The sequence below is a fragment of the Bacillus sp. SD088 genome (genome assembly GCF_017355205.1).
Lineage (GTDB): Bacteria > Bacillota > Bacilli > Bacillales > Bacillaceae_C > Lederbergia.
Map to the genome: position 1 here is coordinate 89,117 of NZ_JADIJK010000002.1, position 22,181 is coordinate 111,297.

Annotated in this window: 13 protein-coding genes and 1 pseudogene; 1 reads left to right on the forward strand and 13 read right to left on the reverse strand. The window is 38.3% G+C overall.

Translation table 11 applies throughout. From position 1 onward, the window contains the following. Positions 1 to 51: 51 nt before the first annotated feature. The 7 genes from IPU53_RS02235 to IPU53_RS02265 form a co-directional block, all read right to left on the reverse strand. Positions 52 to 3,270 (reverse strand): DEAD/DEAH box helicase, encoded by a 3,219-nt coding sequence (locus tag IPU53_RS02235; protein WP_207447117.1) that lies wholly within the window; start codon positions 3,268 to 3,270, stop codon positions 52 to 54. A gap of 72 nt (positions 3,271 to 3,342) precedes the next feature. Next, entirely contained in the window at positions 3,343 to 5,634 is a 2,292-nt protein-coding gene (locus IPU53_RS02240) for an ATP-dependent DNA helicase (RefSeq protein WP_207447488.1), read from the reverse strand. A gap of 415 nt (positions 5,635 to 6,049) precedes the next feature. After that, positions 6,050 to 6,226 carry a hypothetical protein gene (locus IPU53_RS02245; RefSeq protein WP_207447119.1) on the reverse strand — a complete coding sequence of 59 codons (177 nt, stop codon included), beginning with the start codon at positions 6,224 to 6,226 and terminating at the stop codon, positions 6,050 to 6,052. A 293-nt stretch (positions 6,227 to 6,519) separates the two neighbouring features. Further along, positions 6,520 to 7,389 carry a glycerophosphodiester phosphodiesterase family protein gene (locus tag IPU53_RS02250; RefSeq protein WP_207447121.1) on the reverse strand — a complete coding sequence of 290 codons (870 nt, stop codon included), beginning with the start codon at positions 7,387 to 7,389 and terminating at the stop codon, positions 6,520 to 6,522. Positions 7,390 to 7,483: 94 nt separating this feature from the next. Continuing rightward, complete coding sequence (locus IPU53_RS02255; protein ID WP_207447130.1) at positions 7,484 to 9,085, reverse strand: extracellular solute-binding protein; 1,602 nt, start codon at positions 9,083 to 9,085, stop codon at positions 7,484 to 7,486. Positions 9,086 to 9,416: 331 nt separating this feature from the next. Further along, positions 9,417 to 11,606 carry an extracellular solute-binding protein gene (locus IPU53_RS02260; RefSeq protein ID WP_207447132.1) on the reverse strand — a complete coding sequence of 730 codons (2,190 nt, stop codon included), beginning with the start codon at positions 11,604 to 11,606 and terminating at the stop codon, positions 9,417 to 9,419. A 471-nt stretch (positions 11,607 to 12,077) separates the two neighbouring features. Continuing rightward, positions 12,078 to 15,164, reverse strand: a complete 3,087-nt coding sequence (locus IPU53_RS02265) for an efflux RND transporter permease subunit (protein ID WP_207447134.1) — start codon at positions 15,162 to 15,164, stop codon at positions 12,078 to 12,080. 98 nt (positions 15,165 to 15,262) lie between these two features. Here IPU53_RS02265 and IPU53_RS02270 point away from each other — a divergent pair, with 98 nt between their 5' ends. Then, on the forward strand, positions 15,263 to 16,102 hold the full coding sequence (locus tag IPU53_RS02270; RefSeq protein WP_207447136.1) for a TetR/AcrR family transcriptional regulator: 840 nt from the start codon (positions 15,263 to 15,265) through the stop codon (positions 16,100 to 16,102). A gap of 101 nt (positions 16,103 to 16,203) precedes the next feature. On the opposite strand, the gene IPU53_RS02275 is transcribed toward IPU53_RS02270, so the two are convergent. From IPU53_RS02275 to IPU53_RS02300, 6 genes and pseudogenes are all read right to left on the reverse strand, one after another. Next, positions 16,204 to 16,848 carry a trimeric intracellular cation channel family protein gene (locus IPU53_RS02275; RefSeq protein WP_207447490.1) on the reverse strand — a complete coding sequence of 215 codons (645 nt, stop codon included), beginning with the start codon at positions 16,846 to 16,848 and terminating at the stop codon, positions 16,204 to 16,206. Between the two features lie 113 nt (positions 16,849 to 16,961). Continuing rightward, positions 16,962 to 17,423 carry a GNAT family N-acetyltransferase gene (locus IPU53_RS02280; RefSeq protein WP_207447138.1) on the reverse strand — a complete coding sequence of 154 codons (462 nt, stop codon included), beginning with the start codon at positions 17,421 to 17,423 and terminating at the stop codon, positions 16,962 to 16,964. Positions 17,424 to 17,930: 507 nt separating this feature from the next. After that, entirely contained in the window at positions 17,931 to 19,436 is a 1,506-nt protein-coding gene (speD, locus tag IPU53_RS02285) for an adenosylmethionine decarboxylase (RefSeq protein WP_207447140.1), read from the reverse strand. A gap of 369 nt (positions 19,437 to 19,805) precedes the next feature. After that, positions 19,806 to 20,250 (reverse strand): annotated as a pseudogene (locus IPU53_RS25540) (hypothetical protein); the annotation flags it as partial. A gap of 383 nt (positions 20,251 to 20,633) precedes the next feature. After that, the gene (locus IPU53_RS25545) at positions 20,634 to 21,068 is read right to left on the reverse strand and encodes an IS3 family transposase (RefSeq protein WP_396019886.1); all 435 of its coding nucleotides are present in this window, start codon (positions 21,066 to 21,068) and stop codon (positions 20,634 to 20,636) included. A 209-nt stretch (positions 21,069 to 21,277) separates the two neighbouring features. Next, a complete protein-coding gene (locus tag IPU53_RS02300) occupies positions 21,278 to 22,036 on the reverse strand; it encodes a GNAT family N-acetyltransferase (protein ID WP_207447144.1) in 759 nt (252 codons plus the stop codon). Positions 22,037 to 22,181: the final 145 nt, after the last annotated feature.

A 22,181-nucleotide genomic window follows, 5' to 3' on the forward strand; every position in this document is an offset into this window, starting at 1 on the left:
GGATTTCCTTCATATCAGTTTGGCAAAGCTCTTTTAGGGATACCAATTTTTCTAGTTTACGACATCGTCCATACCCTTTTGAATCATCAGTATTTCTCGAATATCCTCTTCTGTAAGCAAGGAAGGGAAATTCTCCTTTGAATCAATTACCTCATCTATGAGGTGTCTTTTTTTCTCTTGGAGCTCATTCATTTTTTCCTCAATTGTGCCACGGGCGACTAGTTTGATCACTTGGACAGACTTTGTTTGACCAATTCGGTGAACACGATCTGCGGCTTGTTCCTCCACAGCAGGATTCCACCAAGTATCATAGAGGATGACCGTATCAGCACCTGTTAAGTTAAGACCTGTCCCACCTGCTTTTAAGGAAATAAGAAAAACGTGTCGTTCTCCTGCATTAAAACGACGGCATCTTTCCAATCGTTCTTCTGATGGGGTTTGCCCGTCAAGATAGAAATACGGCTGTCCTTGCTTTGCTAATTCCCTCCCAATAAGTTGAAGCATTTTTGTAAACTGCGAGAAAACCAATACTCTCCTTCCAGAAAGCCTTGCTTCCTCTAAAATCCGAAACAGTTGTGCAAACTTCGCTGAATTCCCTTTATAGCTGTCCACAAACAGAGCTGGGTGGCAACATATTTGCCGCAAGCGTGTTAAACCAGCAAGGATTCTGATCTTATTTTTTCGAAGCGTATCTTTGTCCAGATGTTTTAATGTGTCATGCCTTAATTTGGCTAAATAGGCTGCATACAGTTTTTTCTGCTCTGGAAGTAGCTCCACCGATTCCTGCGCTGTTGTCTTTTCGGGTAATTCTTGGAGTACATCTGCTTTCGTTCTTCGTAATAAAAACGGACGAATCCGGCGAATGATCTTTTTTCTTGAAAGATTACTGTAATCCTTTAATCCTTGAAATAGTTCAGGAAAAACAACATGAAAAATCGACCAAAGCTCCTCTAATGAATTTTCAATCGGTGTCCCCGTAAGAGCAAAGTAATGATCGGCCTGCACTTTTTTTACTGCTTTTGCCGTTTGGGTAAAAGGATTTTTAAATGCCTGTGCCTCATCAAAAAACACTGTATGAAAAGACTGTTTTTCGTACCATTTGATATCTGCTCGTAATAATGGATAAGAAGTGATCACAACATCGTGAGCGGTCATGTCTCTTTGTAAAGCCATCCGTTTCGCCTTTTGACCATCGATCACAACAACTTTAAGATCAGCCGCGAATTGGCCAAACTCATTGAGCCAGTTATAGGTAAGTGAGGACGGACAAACAATAAGAACGGGCCGTTTCTGCTTACGAATATCGGACTGCTCAGATAAAATAAACGTCATACTTTGCAAGGTTTTTCCAAGTCCCATATCATCGGCAAGGATCCCCCCGAAACCGAAACGAGCAAGAGCCTTCATCCATCTGTAACCATGCTTCTGGTATTCATATAAGATTGGTTCCACCGGTTTCGGCACTTCGAAGTCCAATTGATTCGGATCTTGAATTTCTTTTAAAAACTGACGAAAGGAAGTCTCTAGCTTGAATACATCTGGATCATTAGTCGAATCCATAAGTTGGAAGCCACGGACAACGGGCACATTCAGACCACTTTCCAGATCTTCATCCTGAATCGGGACGGCTTGAAGGAAGCGTTGGATTTCTGCAAACTCCCTAGTCTCAAGAGAAAGCAAAGCACCACTCCGTAAACGATAATACTTGCGTTTCTCTTCAAGTGCCGCCAGAACCTCACGAATCTGCCTTTCGGGAATACCATCCATTTCAAATTTAAATTCCAACCAATTCGTCCGTTCCTTTTTGAACCCTACCTTAATCCGCGGATGGGCCTTCTCTTTAAAAACTCTACTTCTTACAGCAGTTGTGGCATATACGTGCACAAGCTTCTCCATTTTAGGAAGCATATGATACAAAAAATCGTATTCCAATTCTTCATTATGCAAAAAATAGCCACCTTCTGTTTGAGCAAAAGAACTTTCCTCCATAAGTTGAAGGATCATCGCCTCCTTTTCCACATCCCTTATCAGTACGGGGCCTGTCTCTACTTCTCGCTCGTGTGGGTAAATAACAAGCCCATCATAATGAAATTCTAACCCGGCAAGAAGGCGGTTTTTAACACGATCCAAGTATAATTTAGCAACCAATGGTGTCCCTGAGAATTCTTCAGAAATGTTCCCTGTTAGCTGGAACTTTCCCAACTTTTTCAAACCAGGCACTACTTTTACTAAAAAATCACGAACTTGGAAGTGCGGAATTAAAATTCGATTGGAGCAAGAAGATGTCAGCATCTGTTTTAACTCTGAAAGACGTTCACTCGCTTTCCTTTCCAGCAGAACAACCTTTTCTTTGAAAAGAACGGTGCGATAGGCATTCAATACCGTCATCAGCTGCAACCCCTCAATTTTGAGTTGATAGTCACCGTTCGGCATCCCCAAAAGATCAAATTGTAAAGGCAACGGCCCGTCGGATCGGCAAAACCGGTCAAACTGTTGTCCACCATGAGTTAATTTCACCAAAGGGGCACTGGATAGTAAAGGGACTAGTCGCTCCCAAGAAGAGGGTGGGATAAGTAAAATATCGTTGCTGAAAGCCCACTCTGTTTTGTCTGGTAATGTATCCACATAGATCTCTTCGTCTTCTATTACTTGAATAAGCTGTTGAAGGACAGCATCTGTTTCCTCTCGAAAACAATGACGCTCTGGATGATAAGCAAAAAGAGAGGTAAGTGGGCTCGAATTTCCTCTTTTCACATCTTCTAAGAATTCTCGGAGATTAGGTACATGGTTCGTTTCTACTTCCACTCCGATCCCCAACATATTTGGTCCATCCTTCACTCTGACAGACTGACAGAAAAACGTGACGTCCAGTACCTTCCGATTCTCAAAATGAAGCTGATGCCGACTAGTTTGCTTTTCTTCAGCATCAAACAAGTGAAACAAGCCTTCCGTAAGCGCATGGTTTTGGGGAGATGAGGACTTGTTGCTATGTTGGCGTTCGTGGATCGCAACTAACACAGCCGCAATATGCTGACAATCATGTTTAATAGATGGTAACGGCGGACAGCTGCACTTCGTCCGGATCCCGCTACTCCCATCCTTTTCAATCGTAACCTGAAAATCCTCCACTCCAGTAACAGTCGCCTCACAACGAGTAGAACCAACACTATTAATCCTCACCTTATCCGCTTCAAAATAAGCCTTCCCTCTTTTAAAGGAAACTGCACCACACATTTCTATGATTTTCTCTTTACTTATCCTACCATTCAAGTGTTTTCCCCCCTTTTCTTAAGGTGCCTGGCACGCCCCGAATCCCCTCGAATTTTGTCGAATTAACTTTATTTACATTCTATCATTTCCAATCTTAAAGTGTTGCCATTCATAGGGAAGCAATGCTTGGTATTTTGGTTGCAAGAACCGATCGTCAATCAAAGCAATGATCCCATGATCCGAATCTGTCCGAATTAATCGGCCACCTGCTTGTAGCACTTTATTCATACCGGGATAAACATACGAGTAATCATACCCATTATGGCCAATTGCTTGGAAATAATCTTTGATAATATCGCGTTCCAGGCCAATCTGCGGCAATCCCACGCCAACAATGATCACACCCTGCAGTCGTTCTCCTTTTAAATCGATCCCCTCAGAGAATATACCACCAAGCACCGCAAATCCTACTAGTCGATCTGTTGAATCCTCATTTTCCTGGAAGGCTGCCAAAAAGTCTTCACGTTGTTCCTCTGTCATCCCCCCATCTTGCACAATCGTCTTCATATCTGGTGCCATCGTGATAAAATGCTCATAGACCATCCGCATATATTGATACGAAGGGAAAAACACGAGGAAATTCCCTGCATTTTTCTGCAAAGTGTCAACCATAAACTGTACCATCGGTTCCAACGTATTGTCTCGATCACGATACCTTGTGGATAACGGCTGGATCATAACTTCGACATGCTCTCGGTCAAAAGGGGACGGAATAGAGAGCACATAATCGTTTTCTTTTCCACCAAGCAAGTTCATATAATAGCCAGCAGGGGTCAAGGTAGCTGAAAAGAAAATTTTGGAGCGAAACCCTTTCCCCATCTGTTCTAATTGGGCCGACGGGTCTAAACAAAATAGCTTTAATTCGACCTCACTACCACTGACAGTCAAATAACTCGTAAAACGTTGATCATACAAGCGGGCAATCTTTACAAAGGCCTGGGCTTCAAAATAGGTTTCCAATAAAAGCTCATCCACTTCTTCGCCTTTTACTAATTCTTCCTCAGCCCTAAAGGTGAAAGCATCTACCGCTTGCACAAGCTTGTCATCCAATGATTTCTCAAGCATTTGATTTTGTTTTTTCTTCTCTAGCAAATGGTCATTCACTTTTTTGGCCGCCTTTGCAATCCCTTTGTGATCCGTTTTGTATAAACGATATAAATCGAGAAAATGGGATTTGACAACAGTGGCTGAGTACATCTCCCTTGCTCGATCAACTAGATTATGGGCTTCATCAATTAATAACACAGTCTTTTTCTTTTCTTCTTCAAAGAGCCGTTGAAGGGATACCCTGGGATCAAACATATAATTATAATCGCAGATCACTGCATCTGCAGCATACGCCAAATCAAGTGAAAACTCGAAAGGACAAACCATATGTTTACGAGCATATTTCTCAATCACAGGTCTCGTAAGCATTTTTTCATGTTCTAATATATCCGAAACAGCACCATTAATTCGATCGTAATAGCCATCCGCAAATGGACATTCCGTTTTGTCGCATTTTACCTTTTCCTGAAAACAAATTTTCTCCTTTGCCGTAATCGTCACGACAATAAGCTCTAGTCCTGTCTCTTGTAAAAGGCGAAACGCTTCCTCAGCAGCTGTACGCGTAATCGTCTTCGCTGTAAGGTAAAAAAGCCGCTCCACATGTCCTTCGCCTATCGCCTTCACTGCAGGAAAAGTCGTTGAAATCGTCTTACCAATTCCTGTTGAAGCTTTTGCGAAAAGAGTCCTTTTCTCCTGAATCGTTTTATAAACTGAACCTGCAAGCCTACGTTGTCCTTGTCGATACTCTCCGAATGGAAAGGATAGAGCTTTGGCGCTCACATCCCTTTTTTGTCGTAGGGCCATCCTTAAACGCGCAAAAGCAGCATAGCGGGAAACGACATCCATAACAAAAGCCGCTAAATCTTCCCTTTTCATCATTCGCTGAAATCTTTTTTCTTCTTCTGTCCGTACCTGAACATACGTGAGTTGAATATGTATTTCCGATAGGTCATGATCCTGAGCATAAATATAGGCATACACAATCGCCTGCGCCCAGTGCACTGGATTGGTTTCCTCTGTGATTTGTTCCAACGGCATCGAGGTCGATTTAATTTCGTCAATGGTGATCATTCCATCCTCGTCTATTAGCAAACCATCACAGCGCCCATCAATCCGAAACGTAAGATCATCAAACGGAACCTCCGTTTTCAAATACACTTCCTTTTGATCTGTTTCACGGTAGGTTTTTTGAATCTTCTGGTGGATTTTTGTGCCTTCATGCAAAGAGGAAGCGGTACGGAACCCTGTTTCAATGCTCCCACTTCGAAAAGCATATTCTACAAGCGTCCTGACAGCTATTTTAATCATTTGTGTCATATGATCACCCATTCGTTATTCTTCACTCCATTTTAGCATAGAGGGCAACTATCAATAAAATTTCCACTTAAAAAGCTAGACTGCCATCAGTGGAAGTTTTCTTCATCCCCCACTGATGGTTAGCGAAACTTATCGGGGTGTTAGCATCCGTTATCCCCCACTTAGATTCTTTGAAATCTCCTAATCTTGAAGTGGGGGTCTTACGGACGGATTGCACCGGGATAAAAAGCCCTTCAATTCATCCTGATTGAAGGGCTTTTTACAATAGATATATGTGCATTCTTTTTGCTAGATTGATTCATTAATTACTAGGTTTCTATAATCAAACTGTATTTTCACAACATCATTATGTAAAAGGAGCTTCCTAAATATGTTTTGCCATAGGAAGTTCTTGCAATTTGCTAGAAGAAAACTCCTAACCCCAGTCTTCAATCATTGCATCAGCTTCTTTACTGAGCACGATAAAAAAGATCAGGGCCGGTAATAGAAAGGTATACAATTGCCAGCTTTTAAGATAGTTTTTGCGGATTCGCGAAAAGCGACTTCCAGGCATGACGATTTTATGCTCGACCTCCGCGTTCTTCATATGCATAAAGGAACCTCCTTTTTGTCAATAGAGGGATAAGGTTGTACAAATGATTGAAGGCAACCTTATCCCCAGTTCAATGCAAATTATTAATTGTTTTTATATCGTTTATGCGCTTCTGCTTGAATGTCCATATATTGATCTAAGCCCACTTTCTCAATCTCTTTGTCACATTTGAAAAGGGCTCGGTTCCATGAGTTAAGGCACACCCAACTGATTATTCAATACCTATTAAGTGAAGCTGATCGTGGTGTAATGTCCCCACTTAGACTCATGGTCTCGAAGTGGAGGACTTACTGCTAGTTAATGCGGGATAAAGCCTCCCGTTCTTTTTGGCGATATTGATCCAATAAGCCTGTCCAATCTGTCTGTAGCACATTACACCCTTTTTCCACGACCTTCCTCCAGCCGTATTCAGGCCCTTTTAAAATGGAGAGATCATCATCTAACTCACCAAACAAAACTTCTTTATCATCTAACCGAATAGCATTTGCAAAAACAAAGTGATACTCATTTCTTAAGCTTTCTATAAGTTCATCCTGAAAAAACGGCGAGTCTTGGTTTTCGGCAATGATTTCTACCCCAACTATATTTACATTTTTACATTCTCGTATGATCTCTAGATCGTCTAGACTTTTTACAATTGGGAAGTACATATACTTCGTTGGATGTTTTTCAAGTTGCTGTAAATATAAATCTTTAACAGGAGATTTTAAAAGAATATGATTTTCTAAATTAAATGAATCGAGATATGGTAACAACCTATCCCAATATGCCCACGAACGATCGATATTAATTAAATAGTCTGTTCCTTTTACATATTTTAATAGATCCTCTAACTTCTCTACTTGATAATTAATTTTATGGCGAATCGAATTATAATAGTGCAATGTCTCGATCTCAGCCGATGAAAGCTGCTTAATATTTCTCTTTTCCCCTAAGAGTCTATTCTCATTTCCATCATGAAATAGATAAAATTGACCATCAGATGACTGAACAACATCGATCTCAACAATATCTGCACCCGATTGACATGCTGCAATTAGGGAAGGGATCGTATTTTCAATAATATTGCCTAGGGCAGTCCCTCTATGAGCGACAATGAGAAAAGGCTCATTTTGTAATTTTTCTATTAATAAATTATTTATTTGCATAAATTCCTTTATCATGTTTTAATCTACTCACTTTCTATGGAACCATGGCGTCCAAAATAGATAATGCTTTCTATGTACCGTATAACAGTGAGGGGGCTTGCTTCCCCCTCTATGATTCTTTATATCTCTCATAAGCGGTATTTTCGATTTCCATATATTCCTCTAAATTCATCTTTTCAATTGTGTTAACATATTTATCCCAATTCTCAAAAGATTCACTTCCTGATATAAACTTATCTTCCATTTCCTTTACATACTTTTCTATATCAGCAGCTAAAGTAGATCTCTTCTTATATTCTTCACTTGTGTAGGAAAATTCTGGCCATACTTCCTCAAGCATATATGGTTTCATTTCTTCGGCAGCAGCTAATGAAGACGGAATACTCTCAGCCCCATCAAAGAATTGCTCTTTCATAATACCTGGATATCCACCACCTAAGTAGGTGACGTATTTGGAAAGTTCTTGTTCCATAGTTAATCCATCTGGGCTATTTTTTATTTTATCTACAAATTCCAATTTACCGTCTTCATTTTCCTCATACGTTTCTCCTTCTATCCCCATAAAGAAAAATTTCGCACCCTCATCACTATAAAAGTAATCTAACCATCTTAATGTTTCCGGCACATGTTCATTTTTATCTGTAATAACAAAAGCTCCTTTTGCTGCAATTGGAGAGCGTTGGGTGGAAACCATTCGATCGCCATGTGGCCCCTCCAATGGAGCAATTCCAATAAATTTAGAACCTTCCTCTTCTCCATAAATGGCTTCAGTATTTACAAATACTGTACTTCCATGCAATCCATTTGTTCCGTTTGCATAGCTCGAATTGTTGTCATTTGCTGAAGAGAATATATTTTCCTGAATTAATCCTTCATCATAAAGTTTATGCAAATATTCAAGCATCTCTTTATAACGATCTGTTGTAGGAATAAACCGTAAGCCATCCGACTCTGGATCAAAATCTACAAAGGTATGACTACTCCCTCTATTTGCAAGTCCAAATGATCCGCGCATCCAACCCTTTAATCCATCTAGACTATAGCTTCCAAATGGAATTTCTTCATTTTTACCATTTCCGATTAAGTCTGTTTCTTTTACTGCTTTTAAGTAATCGTAAAACTCATCTGTTGTTTCTGGAACATCCATCCCTAATTTCTCTAGCCAATCCTCTCTCACCCAAAGCTTGTGTCCAGAAATAACGGACCAAAAATCAGGCTCATATAAACCAGGGAGGGAATAGATATTACCATCTGCATCATATAATCCCTTTTCAATTTCGGGATATTCCTTGAGGACCTCTGTTAAATTAGGCATATACTGCTCGATTAAATCATTCAGCTTCAAGAACATCCCCTGGCTACCATATTCACTTAAATCAGAACTCGAAAGGGCCGCCGTATAAAACACATCCTTATAATCTCCACTAGACAATGCTAAATTACGTTTCTCCGTCCAACCTGAACTTGGAACCAGATTCCAATCAATATGGATCCCTGTCATCTTTTCATATTCCTTCCAGATTAAGACCTCATCATAATTATCAGCGTCACTCTTTCTTGCCATAAACTCTAGAGTAATAGGCTCATCCACAATCGGCATACCCGTTTCGTTAAAGTTTTCATCAGTGGTTATTTCGTTTGTTTTTTCTTTCTTACTACAGGCAGCTAATAAAAGAACGAAAACAAATAATAAAAAATATACTTTTTTCATAATCAAATCCCTCTCTTTCGTTTTTATTTTATCAGGCCTTTTGATCCTTAATTCTCTTCTGTCTTTTCTAATTTCCCCTTTACTTATATCAACTGATCAGCATTATTTTGATTTTATGCCTATTACACCCCTCCGTTTTTGGAACGTGTCAATTTCGACTTCATTATATTCAAAGCCAAAATTATTGTCAACCGCTTTCAAAAATAATCATAAAGATCAATGGCAGAAAAATAGATTCAATTCCTACAAACAAAGGACCTTTTCAAAAGCAAAAACGACCTCCTTTTTTAAAAAAGGAGATCGCTAAATTAAATTGCTTTTCACTATATTTTTACACTTTAATTAAAGTATCTTGCGCATCCAACAGCTGTCTGTTAAGTTGCTGAATGACTTCATCTATATCTACATTACCAATTAATACCTCATGGATCGCTTTTCCAATGATTTGTTCAATACTCCTTGTATTTAGCCTTCTTCCAGTCTTATCTTTCGTGTCTCTAATTCCATCATCATTCGCCTCGTTCATCCCTTCTAGCCAAGGATACAACATACGAATTGTTTGGTTCTCATATACCATTTGATTGGAAGACGTGCCGCCCAATAGTGTAATTTGTTCAGCCGTTTCGGTCTCATTGATCCAATTTAGAAAATTAATCGCTGCACGTTTATTCTTACTTTGCTTGGTAATCCCAACAACCCCACCGCCTAGAAGCGGCTTATTCCCAGGTACAGCAGCATACCCAATCAATGAGCCAATATCACTATGAGCGATTCTAGAAACGTGGTTAGCAAAACCGATCATCATCGCCGTTTCACCATTGGCAAAACTTGTTACGGCTTCTCCCCACCAATTTGTATCTAACTTTTGTGAAAGATTAACCGTTTCCATATAATTTTGCAAAGCCTTTTTGGCTATAGCAGGATCTAAACAGATTTGGCCTTGCTTATTGATTAATGTTCCTTTCTCAGTATAATATCTTGTCAAAAATTCCGCTGCCATAATCTCGGATCTTCCCAAAATAACGCTAGTACCATACTTTATCGAGGTATTTTCAAAATAAGAACTCGTATAGAAAGACAGCATTTTATTAAAAGCACTAAAATCCTTAGGGGGGAGCAAATCCCTTTTATATTTTTCAAAATATATACGTTTGATCTTCTGATCCTCAAATAAGTCTTTACGATAAAACAGCATTTGCACACTAGAATCAAATGGCAGGGCATAAGCAACCTTATCTATTTCCGAATAATTCCTTTTAATATACGTTGGATAGCCATTTAATATTTGATCAAAATTTTGATCAATTCCATTTAATGGAGAAAATACGTCTTTACCGAACCAAGAAAGCCAAGCCATATCCATCCTGATAATATCATAGTGGTTATATTTTTCTGGATCAGAGAGAGTCTTGTAGATTTCTTCATATGGTTTTATCGTTAATTTTATCTCTATCCCTGTTTTCTTCTTAAAGTAAGGGATTATTTTACTCATTGCTTCTGTTGTGGGACTTGGAATCGTCAAAAAGTTCAAGGTACTCTTATAAAGTTCACGATCAAGGTAATCCCCGAACTTGTTTAACCCATTATTTTTAAATAAATTAGTAGGATTAATATCTTCTTTACCATTTACCTGGTTAATTAATAATTCTGCAATTTTGCTGCCAAAAAAATGAAAATTTAATTGATAGAATTCAATACTTTCATCAAAATTTAACTGAGTTGGAGCAAGACATAATATTTTTGGCATTTTTTGAGTAGAGCCCCATAGATAGGCCTTTTTTAATATATTTCCTTTGCTTAAACTTGTCGTGACAATAATATCAAATTGTCGTTCTTGGAAAAAGTCAAATACCTTGCTATACGTTTGATTAAGGGTTGAATGTATGATTTTTACTTGTTTCTGCTCACACAGCCCTTCTTTCAAGCGCTCTACAAATTCCTTTTCATTACTAAACCGTATTTGATCTGAGAAGATTCCAATTGATTGATATTCTTTCGTTTTAAGGTAATCTGAAATTTCCCTTCCTGCCAATTCAAAGTCAAACCCTATGAATTTCTCTGCATGCGCCACCCTTCTATTTACAAATACAATATGTTCCTTTGCGATATCTAACTCTTGATAGTAACGAGTAGCATCGTCTAAGCAAGAAACGGTTACAACTCCTGTCATCCGTTCAGCAGCAATCTCTTTTAAAATATGATTTTCATTATGCTGTAAATCGTAGGTCGAGTATAAATGTGTGCGATATCCAAGTTTCGTTAAGGTTTTATCTAATCCTTCATACATCAGCGCATATTCCTCTAGTTTAATACTTGGTAGAATGATTGCCACTGCATTTGTAGAGCCCGACCGTAACGTCTTAGCTGTATAATTTATTTTATAACCTAATTTTTCAGCTGCTGCTTCTACCATTTGAATTTTCTTGACACTGACATTTCCTTTTCCATTTAAAACATTTGAAACGGTACCATGGGATACACCAGCTACCCTTGCTATATCCTTGAAAGTCGGTTTACTCATAACACACCCCTATTTTGCCTCGTATACAAAGTTATTATTTATAAGAAAAGCGCAAGCGCCTTGCTCAGCCCCGACAAGCAAATGTTCTGAGACAAGAAAAGTCCGGTTTTGACTTTTATTGGCTCAGGTTATTTTGCAGAACATCGGCTAAGTTCGCGCCGTCCTGGCGCAACGCCGATGGACTCGCTCCTGCGAGCCTCGAGCCGATGGCGCCTGGAGCTAGATCAAGCATTAGCCGAAATTTATACTTTCTTTCTTACCTTACATAGAAAAGACTCTATAGTTAATAGGACACAATTTAAAAATTCTAAAAGAGATAACGATATGCCATTATTCACAACTAGTATAGGACGACTATTTGAAAAAAGCAAAATAACAGAGATCCTCAAGGGGGTAATTAGCTAGTCTATTTTTTATAAAAAAACAGCCCTGCAAGATGTCACACCACCTTACAGGGCTGTTCCCTATTAATTAATTCTCTTCAATCTCTTTCCTGTTTTTCTTAAACAACTTGGACAAGATCTCATACACGATCGGTACAATGATCAATGTTAGCAAGGTAGAGCTTGCTAGACCACCAATAACGGAAATGGCTAGGCCTTTCGAAATAAAGCCGCCTCCACCTTCTGCACCGACAGCCAATGGAATTAATGCACCTATGGTCGCAATGGCCGTCATTAGGATTGGTCGAAGACGCGTAGCCCCCGCTTCTAAGATCGCTTCACGCATACCCATACCATCGCGTTCCATCCGGACAATACGATCGACTAATACAATCGCATTGGTCACGACAATTCCAATAAGCATCAATAGTCCCATCATCACGGATACCGAGATCGTTTCACCTGCGATATATAAACCAACAAATGAACCAATCACCGCAAATGGTAGTGAGAATAGGATCGAGAATGGCGCAACTCCCTCTCCAAATGTCACAACAAGAATAAAGTAGACAATCGCAATCGCAGCAAGCATTGCTACTCCTAATTGAGTAAAGGTCTCTGTCATATCTGCAGCTACACCACCAACATCAACTGTGACACCTTTTGGTAAATCTAAATCATCAATCGCTTTATCGACTTCAGATGTAGCTTTTGAAATATCATCCCCAAGGATCGTCCCAGATACAGTTGCGTAGTATTCACCTTTACTACGTGCAAGTGTATTTAAAGTTGTTCCTTCTTCCACTTCCACAAGTTCTGATAATGGCATTGTTGTGCCAACCGCAGTTTCTACAGGTTTGTCCAGAAGCTCATCAATGGATTCAGGTTGTTCTTCTTGCTCTTGTTGAACAATGACTTTCACTTCATTTCCATCTTTTTCAATGGTTGTTAAAACCTCTTCTTGTGTGCTTGGATTTAACAGCATCACAAGTTGGCCAGCTGTTAAACCATATTGTAATAATTCATCTTGCTCTACTTTAAAAGTATATTCAACATAAGGATCTTCCGCATCGGAAGTAACATCTTCAATGCCATCATTTTCGTTCATCACGTCTTCTAGCAGGCCTACAGATTCATTTAGCCTATCAAGATTTTCACTATAGAGTGAGTAACTAATTTCATTGGTAGACATTCCCATGGAGGAGAAATCTTGGCTCTTCCACTCGCCGGATTGACCAATGTCAAACACATAGTTTTCAATTTCTTTGCGGACTTCTTGGAAGTCATCCATATCGGGATCAAAGATAAGGTACATTAGCGCACCACCAGCTCCCCCACCCATCATAGCGGACATGGAATCGCCACTCTCGGTAATCGATAATTGTAAAATATCAATATCATCCCGTTTTAATAACTCTTCTTCCACTTTTCCTACATTCTCTAACGTATCTTCTTCCAATTCTCCTGTTGCTGGTGTATAGGTTAGATACATTACTTTCTCTTCATCACTACCTAAAAAACTAAATCCAATCAGAGGCGTTAATGTCAAACTACCGATTAATAAGATAATCGAAATGATCGATGTAATCGCCTTATGATTCAGTGTCCATTCAAGAGCTTTCTTATAGCCGTTCGCTAGTTTACCAACCTCTTTATGGTGACTTTCCGTTTTCTTACCGTATATCTTTTTCCTAAATAAGAAATGAGATAAAGCAGGCACGATCGTGATCGCCACGATTAAGGAAGCACCAAGCGCAAATGCCATCGTTAAGGCAAATGGTACGAATAGTTCCCCAACCATTCCTCCTACAAAAACTAGAGGAGCAAATACGGCAACCGTAACTAATGTGGAGGACATAATCGGTTTAAACATTTCAATCGTTGCCTCTCTAATCAAGGCACGTCCTGTTAACTTCTCATTTTTCAAGTGAAGTCGCCGATAAATATTCTCCACAACAACAATCGAGTCATCAATCACCCGCCCAATCGCTACCGTTATAGCCCCTAGGGTCATAAGGTTTAGGGTAATATCCAACCAGTGTAATAATAATAAAGCCATGAAAATCGAGACTGGAATCGATACAACCGATATAATCGTCGATTTAAAATCACGTAGGAATAGAAGGATAATCAAGATGGCGATCAGTCCACCAAATAGAGCCTTTTCGATCATGGTTGCAACTGAATCTTCAATTGGCTCTCCTTGGTCAAGTGAAACGTCCATAACAAGACCGTCGATATTCTTCTCTTCCTCTTTGACTAATTTCTTCACTTCATTTACAACATCAACAGTATTCGCTTCTTGCCCTTTAATCACTTGAATGGCAATCGCATCTTCCCCATTTGTACGTGAAACCGATTCTACCTTACCAACTAATTCCACTTTGGCAATATCACTAAGTTTGACAAATGGAGATGGGTTCGTTTCTGAAGGTGTAACAGGAATTAACATGTCCTTCAATTCGTCAACGGTCATGAATTTTCCGTCTACCGCAACAGCCTGTTCTCCTTCTTCAAATTCATACAGTCCTAATGAAACAGCCATATCACTTGCTTGTATCATATCTTTCACTGTGTCTTCCGTTATATCCAGTTCAGCCATTTTTTCATCATCATATGTTAGATCGACTTCTTCAATGTGCTGACCTGTAATCGAAGCAGAAGCAACACCGTCTAGCTTCTGAATTTTCGGCAGAATAATATCTTCAACTGTGGATGTCAGCTCAACAATGTCTTCCTCTGTGCTACTCACACTAAGAGCTACGACAGGCATCATATTCATATTAATTGCCGTAATTTCTGGGACCTCTGCCCCATCCGGCAATGTTACATCATCTAAAGCGGAGCTTAATTCTCGATTCGCTTCATCCATATCAATTCCATAATCATATTCCACTTGAATATTAGACATGTTAGAATAAGAGTTGGAATAAACAGCTTTCACATTCTTTAAATTTTCTATCTTTTTTTCTAGAGGCATGGACACTTCTTCCATAACCTTTTCCGGAGTGGCCCCAGGATAGACATCCATCACCATTAAATACGGAATCGAAATATCAGGAATGGTCTCCGTCTTCATCCGACTTCCCGAATATAAACCAAAGACTACAATAATAATCGTCAGAAGCCATACGGCTAATTTATTTTTTATGACAAAATTGACTAAACCCTTCACTACAATACCTACCCCCAATTGACTTTTCTAACTTAATTACCTATACTAATGACTAATTAGTCAATTGTCAACAAAAAAGTTAGAGGAGAAACATTCGAATGCTAAAAAAACAATTAATTATGGAAAAGGCGTTAGAACTTTTTGCAAAACAGGGGTTTGAAGCTACTTCTGTTCAACAAATTACCGATCATTGTGGAATTTCTAAAGGAGCCTTTTATCTTTCTTTTAAATCCAAGGATGAATTGATTTTAACACTCATTGATCATTTTATGATGCAAATTACTTCAGATATTGACTACTTGGTCAAAACCTCATCTGAAGATAAGCTTCTATATGAATTTTACTACACATGTCATACATATTTTCATAAACATATGAACTTTGCGCGAATTTTTATGAAAGAACAAATGCAAACCGTGAACCAAGAACTTATTGTGAAAATACATGATTATGATAAATTTCACGAAAAAGCAATCTTATCGATGATTGAGCGATTATACGGTGACGAAGTTAAGGATACGAAATACGACCTCATCTTCTGTATAAAAAGTTTTATGAAGATGTATGCGGAGCTGTTTTTATTTGAAAATATTCAATTAGATTTTCACTTATTGTCCCAAACCCTTGTAGAGAAGACCAATTTATTAGCTAAGCATATGACGAAACCGTTTATTTCCCAAGATTACACACTTTTAATTGAACACGGGAAAAGTCTTAACATCACCAAGGAACAACTGCTGACTGTCATAGAGAAAAAGATTAGTGAAATGGAAGAATCACTTGAAAAGGAATCTTTACTCTTGCTAAAACAGGAATTAACAAAACCTTCTCTCGGGCTGGTCATTATTCATGGGTTAATCGAAAATATTCGCAATCACCCTCATTGTAAATGGGTTGCTTATTTATTGAGAAATTATTACCAAATAGACAAAAAGTAATACAATAAAGTGAAACTTCAATCAGTAGGGGTTTTACAGCCAGTTAGTGCGGGGAAAAGGGGAAATATGGTTCCAAACATGGAGATATTTTCCCTTTTTAATCACATTTTGCTTTTGGCGTCACTACTTTGAACCCTGTGCAGTCGATTCCATTTTCCTTTGCGAGGTAAATTCCATTTATAGTAGACAGATAACATTCTAAACAGAACAATGAAAGCCAGTAACAGATAGGTCGAGGATGGACTTTTGATCAAACCTAAGCCAATGGAAAGACCTGCTAATGCCGCCCATAAAGCGTAAATATCTGAGTGGAAGATCATCGGTTTTCGGCCAGCAAATACATCCCGAAGCATCCCGCCACCCGCACCAGTTATTGTGGCTGCAATAATCACAGCAATAAGTGGCGCATCAATAGAAACCGCATATCTAGCCCCTTGAATGGCGAAGGCCCCTAAACCAATCGCATCAAAAAAGACGACCCATCTTTGCCAAAAATGTATCCATTTACTAGGGAAAATAAATACAATCAATATCACGAAAAAAGCAACAGCAAATAACAAATCTTGCTGCCAAATATTTTCTATCGGGATCCCAATTAAGAGATTCCGGATCAAACCACCACCAAAAGCTGTTGTATACCCTAAGATAAAAACACCTAATATATCATAATCTTCTTCTATCGCTATCAGTGCACCACTTATTGCAAAAGCTAGTGTACCAATGATGTTAAGAATCTCCCAGGTCAAGGCCATTCTCCTCCCCCAAAATCAATCATTCTCTTATTATAACCATTGATGCACAATCCGGCTATGTGAATTACTTGCCAATTCATTCAGCTTATTATTGAACATAAGGCCGATTAATAAAGTGAAACTTCAATCGACGTATCCTTACTACTTATTCTTTCTCCTCGGCATTTTGAGGACGTCGGGTTGCCCGTCCTTACGTCCAGGATGACTGCTTTCAGAAAAGGGTTTCCTGCTAAACAAGAGTCTTCGTTTAGCAATTCTTCTAATTTCAATAATGTTTTTGTTCCTAATCCTTTACTCCTCACAAGAGGATCCGTAACAATATACACGATAAACCCAATATTAACATCCGCCAAATAATGTCCTGTTGCAAAACATACGATTTTCTCTCCTTCAAACCCAATTAGAAATCGAAAATTATTTGGTTTACTTTTTTTTGCATATTGTAAGCTTCTTAAGAAAACATCATGTGATTCTCTCACTTCGACAGGAAATGCTCGATCAAAAATTTTGAGGGTATTTTCTAAATTACTTATATTATCAAAGGTAATTTCATCCCATTTAATAGTCATGCACTTTCCCCCTAACAAAAATTTTCCTAATTTTATCATAATCAAAGTCAAAACCACCGTAAAAATGCTTAGTAACACAAATAAAATGCAGAAATGTGAGAGAAGCTGGTTTGAAAAATAACATAAAAAAGAGCTTCCAAATAGCCCTAAAGGCGTTTAGGAAGCCCCTTTATTTTATTGAGGCGTTACTTTGTGCATCCCGCTCATAAAGGTTAACCAGCAAGAGAATGGCGCCAATAATTTGTGGGAACGTTATTTTTTCACAATGAGCATAGTTGAAATGAACAGCGTTGCAAGTGGATCAATATAGATTAGAATAGCATTACTATGTTGTTTTAATTTACTCATCCCTAAAAAGAAAAGGTAGAATCCTGATTATGCTCGGAATTTGCATAATTGAAAGGCGCACTCCTTATTCTAGGTGCCTTTTTTACCATATCATTCTTATATCCTTCATAATATTCTTTGGCCACCGTTTTTATTAATGAATTCACCTTCTATATTTTTTTATTTACCACGATGCACGTAATGCTGTGTGGCATTTCCTGCATTAAATTGCTCAGTAATATGTTTAACAGCCTCTTGTAGATCCAATTTACTGCTACACGTGAAAACATCAATTGCTGCATAACCATACTCTGGCCACGTATGAATCGTTAAATGTGACTCTTGAATAATTACTACACCGCTAACCCCATGAGGGGAAAAATGATGGAAATGTTCATTCACAATCGTTGCTTTTGCTTTATGTGCAGCTTGAGACATTATCGTTTTAATTCGTTGCACGTCCTTGAGTAATGCAACATCACAATCATGGAGCTCTAATAAAATATGATGTCCTAAAGCATGTTGGAATTGTGTTTTTTGTACTGTTCTCTTAATTTGTAAAAACTTTTTATTTTTGCAAATCGGACAACCACTAGATTGAAGTTGAACAATCGTGGTGTATTGATGGTGAGCGCCGACTGTAAGTGAGTGCTGACAGTTGATACACTGATAAACAACTGATTTCCGCTCAATTTCTCCTGTGTAAATTGGTCGCATAAATTTACGCTGATTAGGAATGTAGGGAGTCATTTGATCTGTTGTTTGTAATACGAATAATGAGCTTGTAGCACCTAATATCTGCGCACCTTCATAGGTGTTTATATCGTATTTAATACTGTCAATCACGAAGCCCATGGCATGTAAGCTTTGCTGTAGCTGCCACTGCTTTTGATAGCTGCGTTTAGAGTAGGAGAAAAACACATGCCGCATAGCTTCTGGCTTTAGTGCGTTAATTGCACGTGATAAAAAAAGCTGTGCGCCAATCAATGTATACGGAGTATCGGTGTATACACAATCAAAATGATGGGCGTATGTTTTAGGCAAAGGCTCCTGAACGTTATAATAATCTGTTTTAATAGGAAGCTCATACTTCTGAGCAATTTCGCTAATCATACATAAAATTCGCCTATCAATATCTAACACAACAATTTGAGTAGTGGAATGTGGAGCGATTTTTTTTAGTATAAATGCTAGCGCAATACTGATGAAATCATCATCGCCTAAACACAAAATACGCTTATTGAGTAGCATTGTATAGTCTAATGCGAGCAATGCACGTTTTAGGGCAGTTTCAACTGTACATTTTGCTTGATCAATCGCCACGTCAGCTGTGGGTCTAGTTTCATAAATAATGTTTAATTCGCTTTTATTTTGTTTAATCCATTCTGTACGAAATGCATCATTTGTTGTTAATTGAAGATAGAGTTTAGCATCGGCACCTGAGAGTTGAAAATATTGCGAAATAGCTAGCTGACCTTTTTTCGTTAAGCTATGTTTACCCCAACCTTGTTTAGCAAATTCTTTCTTCATTGCTGATACGATAGGTACTGGTAAGTTTGTTATATATGCTAAAGATTTAGTGGTGCAATTTTTATGAAAATATAAAGCAAGTAGAGCCTTTTCTAATGTGAGAAAATGTTCTTCAAGTTGCATATCGGTTGTGATTTTTTGTAATTGTTTTTGCACTGTAGATTCGTCCTCTCAATTTTAATAAGAAAAAATTAAAATTGTCTAAATCAACGAATAGAAAAAGCGCGACTAAAATTAGTCGCGCCAAATGTTTATACGAAGCCAACTAATTCTAATCTTGCTTTTTTTGCAAAACAAATAACACCTCAGACGGGTGGTTGTTCGACAAAATTAAGCTATAACATTGATTTAGATTAGAATTCTACAATTAACAAAAAGTTCACCCTTTAATATAATAGTACTTCCACTATATAATAGAAATAAAAATTCCGCAAGTTTTTATTAAATAAGCGCTTACTTAATCTAATAACTGTCCTACTCCTTTATGTCTAATAATGTCAAATTGCTGCATTTTTATGAAATTGTTTATTGCTTAACTAATTTATTTTTTCGTTTTCTATACATCATAAATGCACCGATTTCATTAACAAAAATCAGCTCAAAAATAGTGTTTCCTAGAGGTGCCCAACCATTCTCGCCTGTGAATAGCAATGACAGTAACCTTTCCAATAAGTGTAACATTCAATATGATCAAACCAAATTTAAGTGAATGCTTCCAAAAACCATCATTAAAGCAATCGTAAAAATTGCTGAAAACTGTGTTACTTACATCGTAATCCAATACTGCCTGCATTTGCTGATTAATCGTCTCTGCTGCTGGAAACCAGACCATACGCTCATCATTAATTCAAATGTTATGATATCACCTTTCCAGCTGCATATATGCAAAATAGACTAATACGATTAAAAAAACGGGGCGAATATACCAGCTTAACGGATTAAGATGCCGCTAAAAGGCCCAATCTAGTAATTCTTGTTAGCTTTTATCTGAGGCATTCTTAGAATGATAATAATAATTCTTTCTCCTCCGCCATGCAATTCCCTTTAAATAAAAAAAAGCACTATCCTTATTCAAGGATAGTGTCCGATTTTATACCAAACTTTTTTATAAACTGTACATCTTTTTATAAAAAACAGTAAAACTTTGTTTCAAACCGGCAATTTCTATGCTTAACTTTTTATTTTGTACACTTATAAACAGTTTCCAACTTTTTGTGCATTTCCAATTTTATCCACACTTTAAGGATTCTTTCTTTGTGAAGTATTGTTCAATTTTTATAAAAAAGTTTGATCATTTTCTACTGTTGATCTTTGATCTGACCCCTGTCAATTAGACACAAAAAATAAGCGCAGTTAAGAAGCCTGGCTTCTATATTCGATAGGAGTCAGGTTGTTTAGCTTGTTTTGAAACCTTTCGTGGTTATAAAAGAGAATATAGTCTTTAATAGACCTTCTAACCTCTTGTGAAGTTTTAAAAGTATACAGGTTAAAACATTCTGTTTTTAAATGACTGAAGAAACTTTCCATACTAGCGTTGTCCCAACAGTTGCCTTTTCTAGACATACTAGCTTTCATTTTATATCTTGTGAGTAGCTGATTATAGTTATGGGACGTGTATTGGTATCCTTGATCACTATGGAGCAGGATTCCTTTTACATTCCTTCCTTTTATGGCTTTTTTAAACGTATCCAAGACTAGTTTATAATCATTGCGTCTACTAATTTGGTACGCAACAACTTCGTTCTTATATAAGTCTTTGATGGCAGACAAATATAGTTTATCAAGCATGTCGCTCTTCAACGAATATAGCTTCACCTCTAATCCTATTTATATCTACCTCCATAAAGTTTTACGTTTCTTTAATAAAACCGATTTTTTCCTACGCTAAGAAAAAATCGGTCTAGTTTTTTAGTGAACGAGTGGACGTAGCAGGAAAGGTTTTTAAATCAAATGTATATTCTACATAGAAATTTTTATATTCCCCCTCAATGAAACTCTCAGTTAGTAGAGTCGGGAGAAATCACTTCCCATTTTCCAAACAGCGTTAAACCCGCCGCTTTAGCCAGTGACGTAGATACCTGGTTATCGAGCTGGCATCGGTACTGGGGTTCGTATCCCTGATCACAAGCGTACTTGCTGATTGAACGCACCACTTTACGAGCGTGACCTTTTCCTCTAAAGGGTGTCAGAGTCAGTACGCCGAGGTCTGCAATTTGCGCATTCTCCCAGGGATACATGCTGGCGGCGCTGACCATGCGGTTTTGCTCAAAAGAGCCTAACACCACCCAGTGATCCAATTCCACAAAGGCATCATCCAAGTCTTGTTCCGAGGCGGAGGATTGGAACTCGGAGAAAACCGCATCATCTTGATCTGTTAACTGGCGTAAGACACCTTCCAGGTTTTCTTGCACCAATACGTTCTTATCGGCTTCTGAAAAATAAAAAAGATAATCTGCGCCATGTAGAGTGACTCCCGCTTCATTCAATATCCGGCGAAAGGTTGGCTCAGACAGGTCTTGTCGTTGATAAAGGCCTAACTTATCGGCCAGCGCAGGCGTCAGGACCGCCATAACCCGGCCATCGGAGGTTTCCAGCACCATAACCCGACGGTCTTCGCTCAGGTCAGGGTTGATTGCGACAGTAAAGACTTCATCGCTATAGAGGACGTTTCCGTTCAAAAATGGCGCCCGCCAAAAGTCAGTTATCGTTTGTGAAAATAAAGGCATACTACTTATTTGACTTGGTTGATTTGTCATTATGTTCACTTCCTTATACTTTAGACTTATTTTTTACAACGCAGGGGCCCAACCGACATTTGACGTAAAACTCAAAGCTAAGACAGTTTTTTAAAGTGTAAAGTTGGTTTTTGTACGCTAAGCGTTCCCTTAAACGTATATCTAA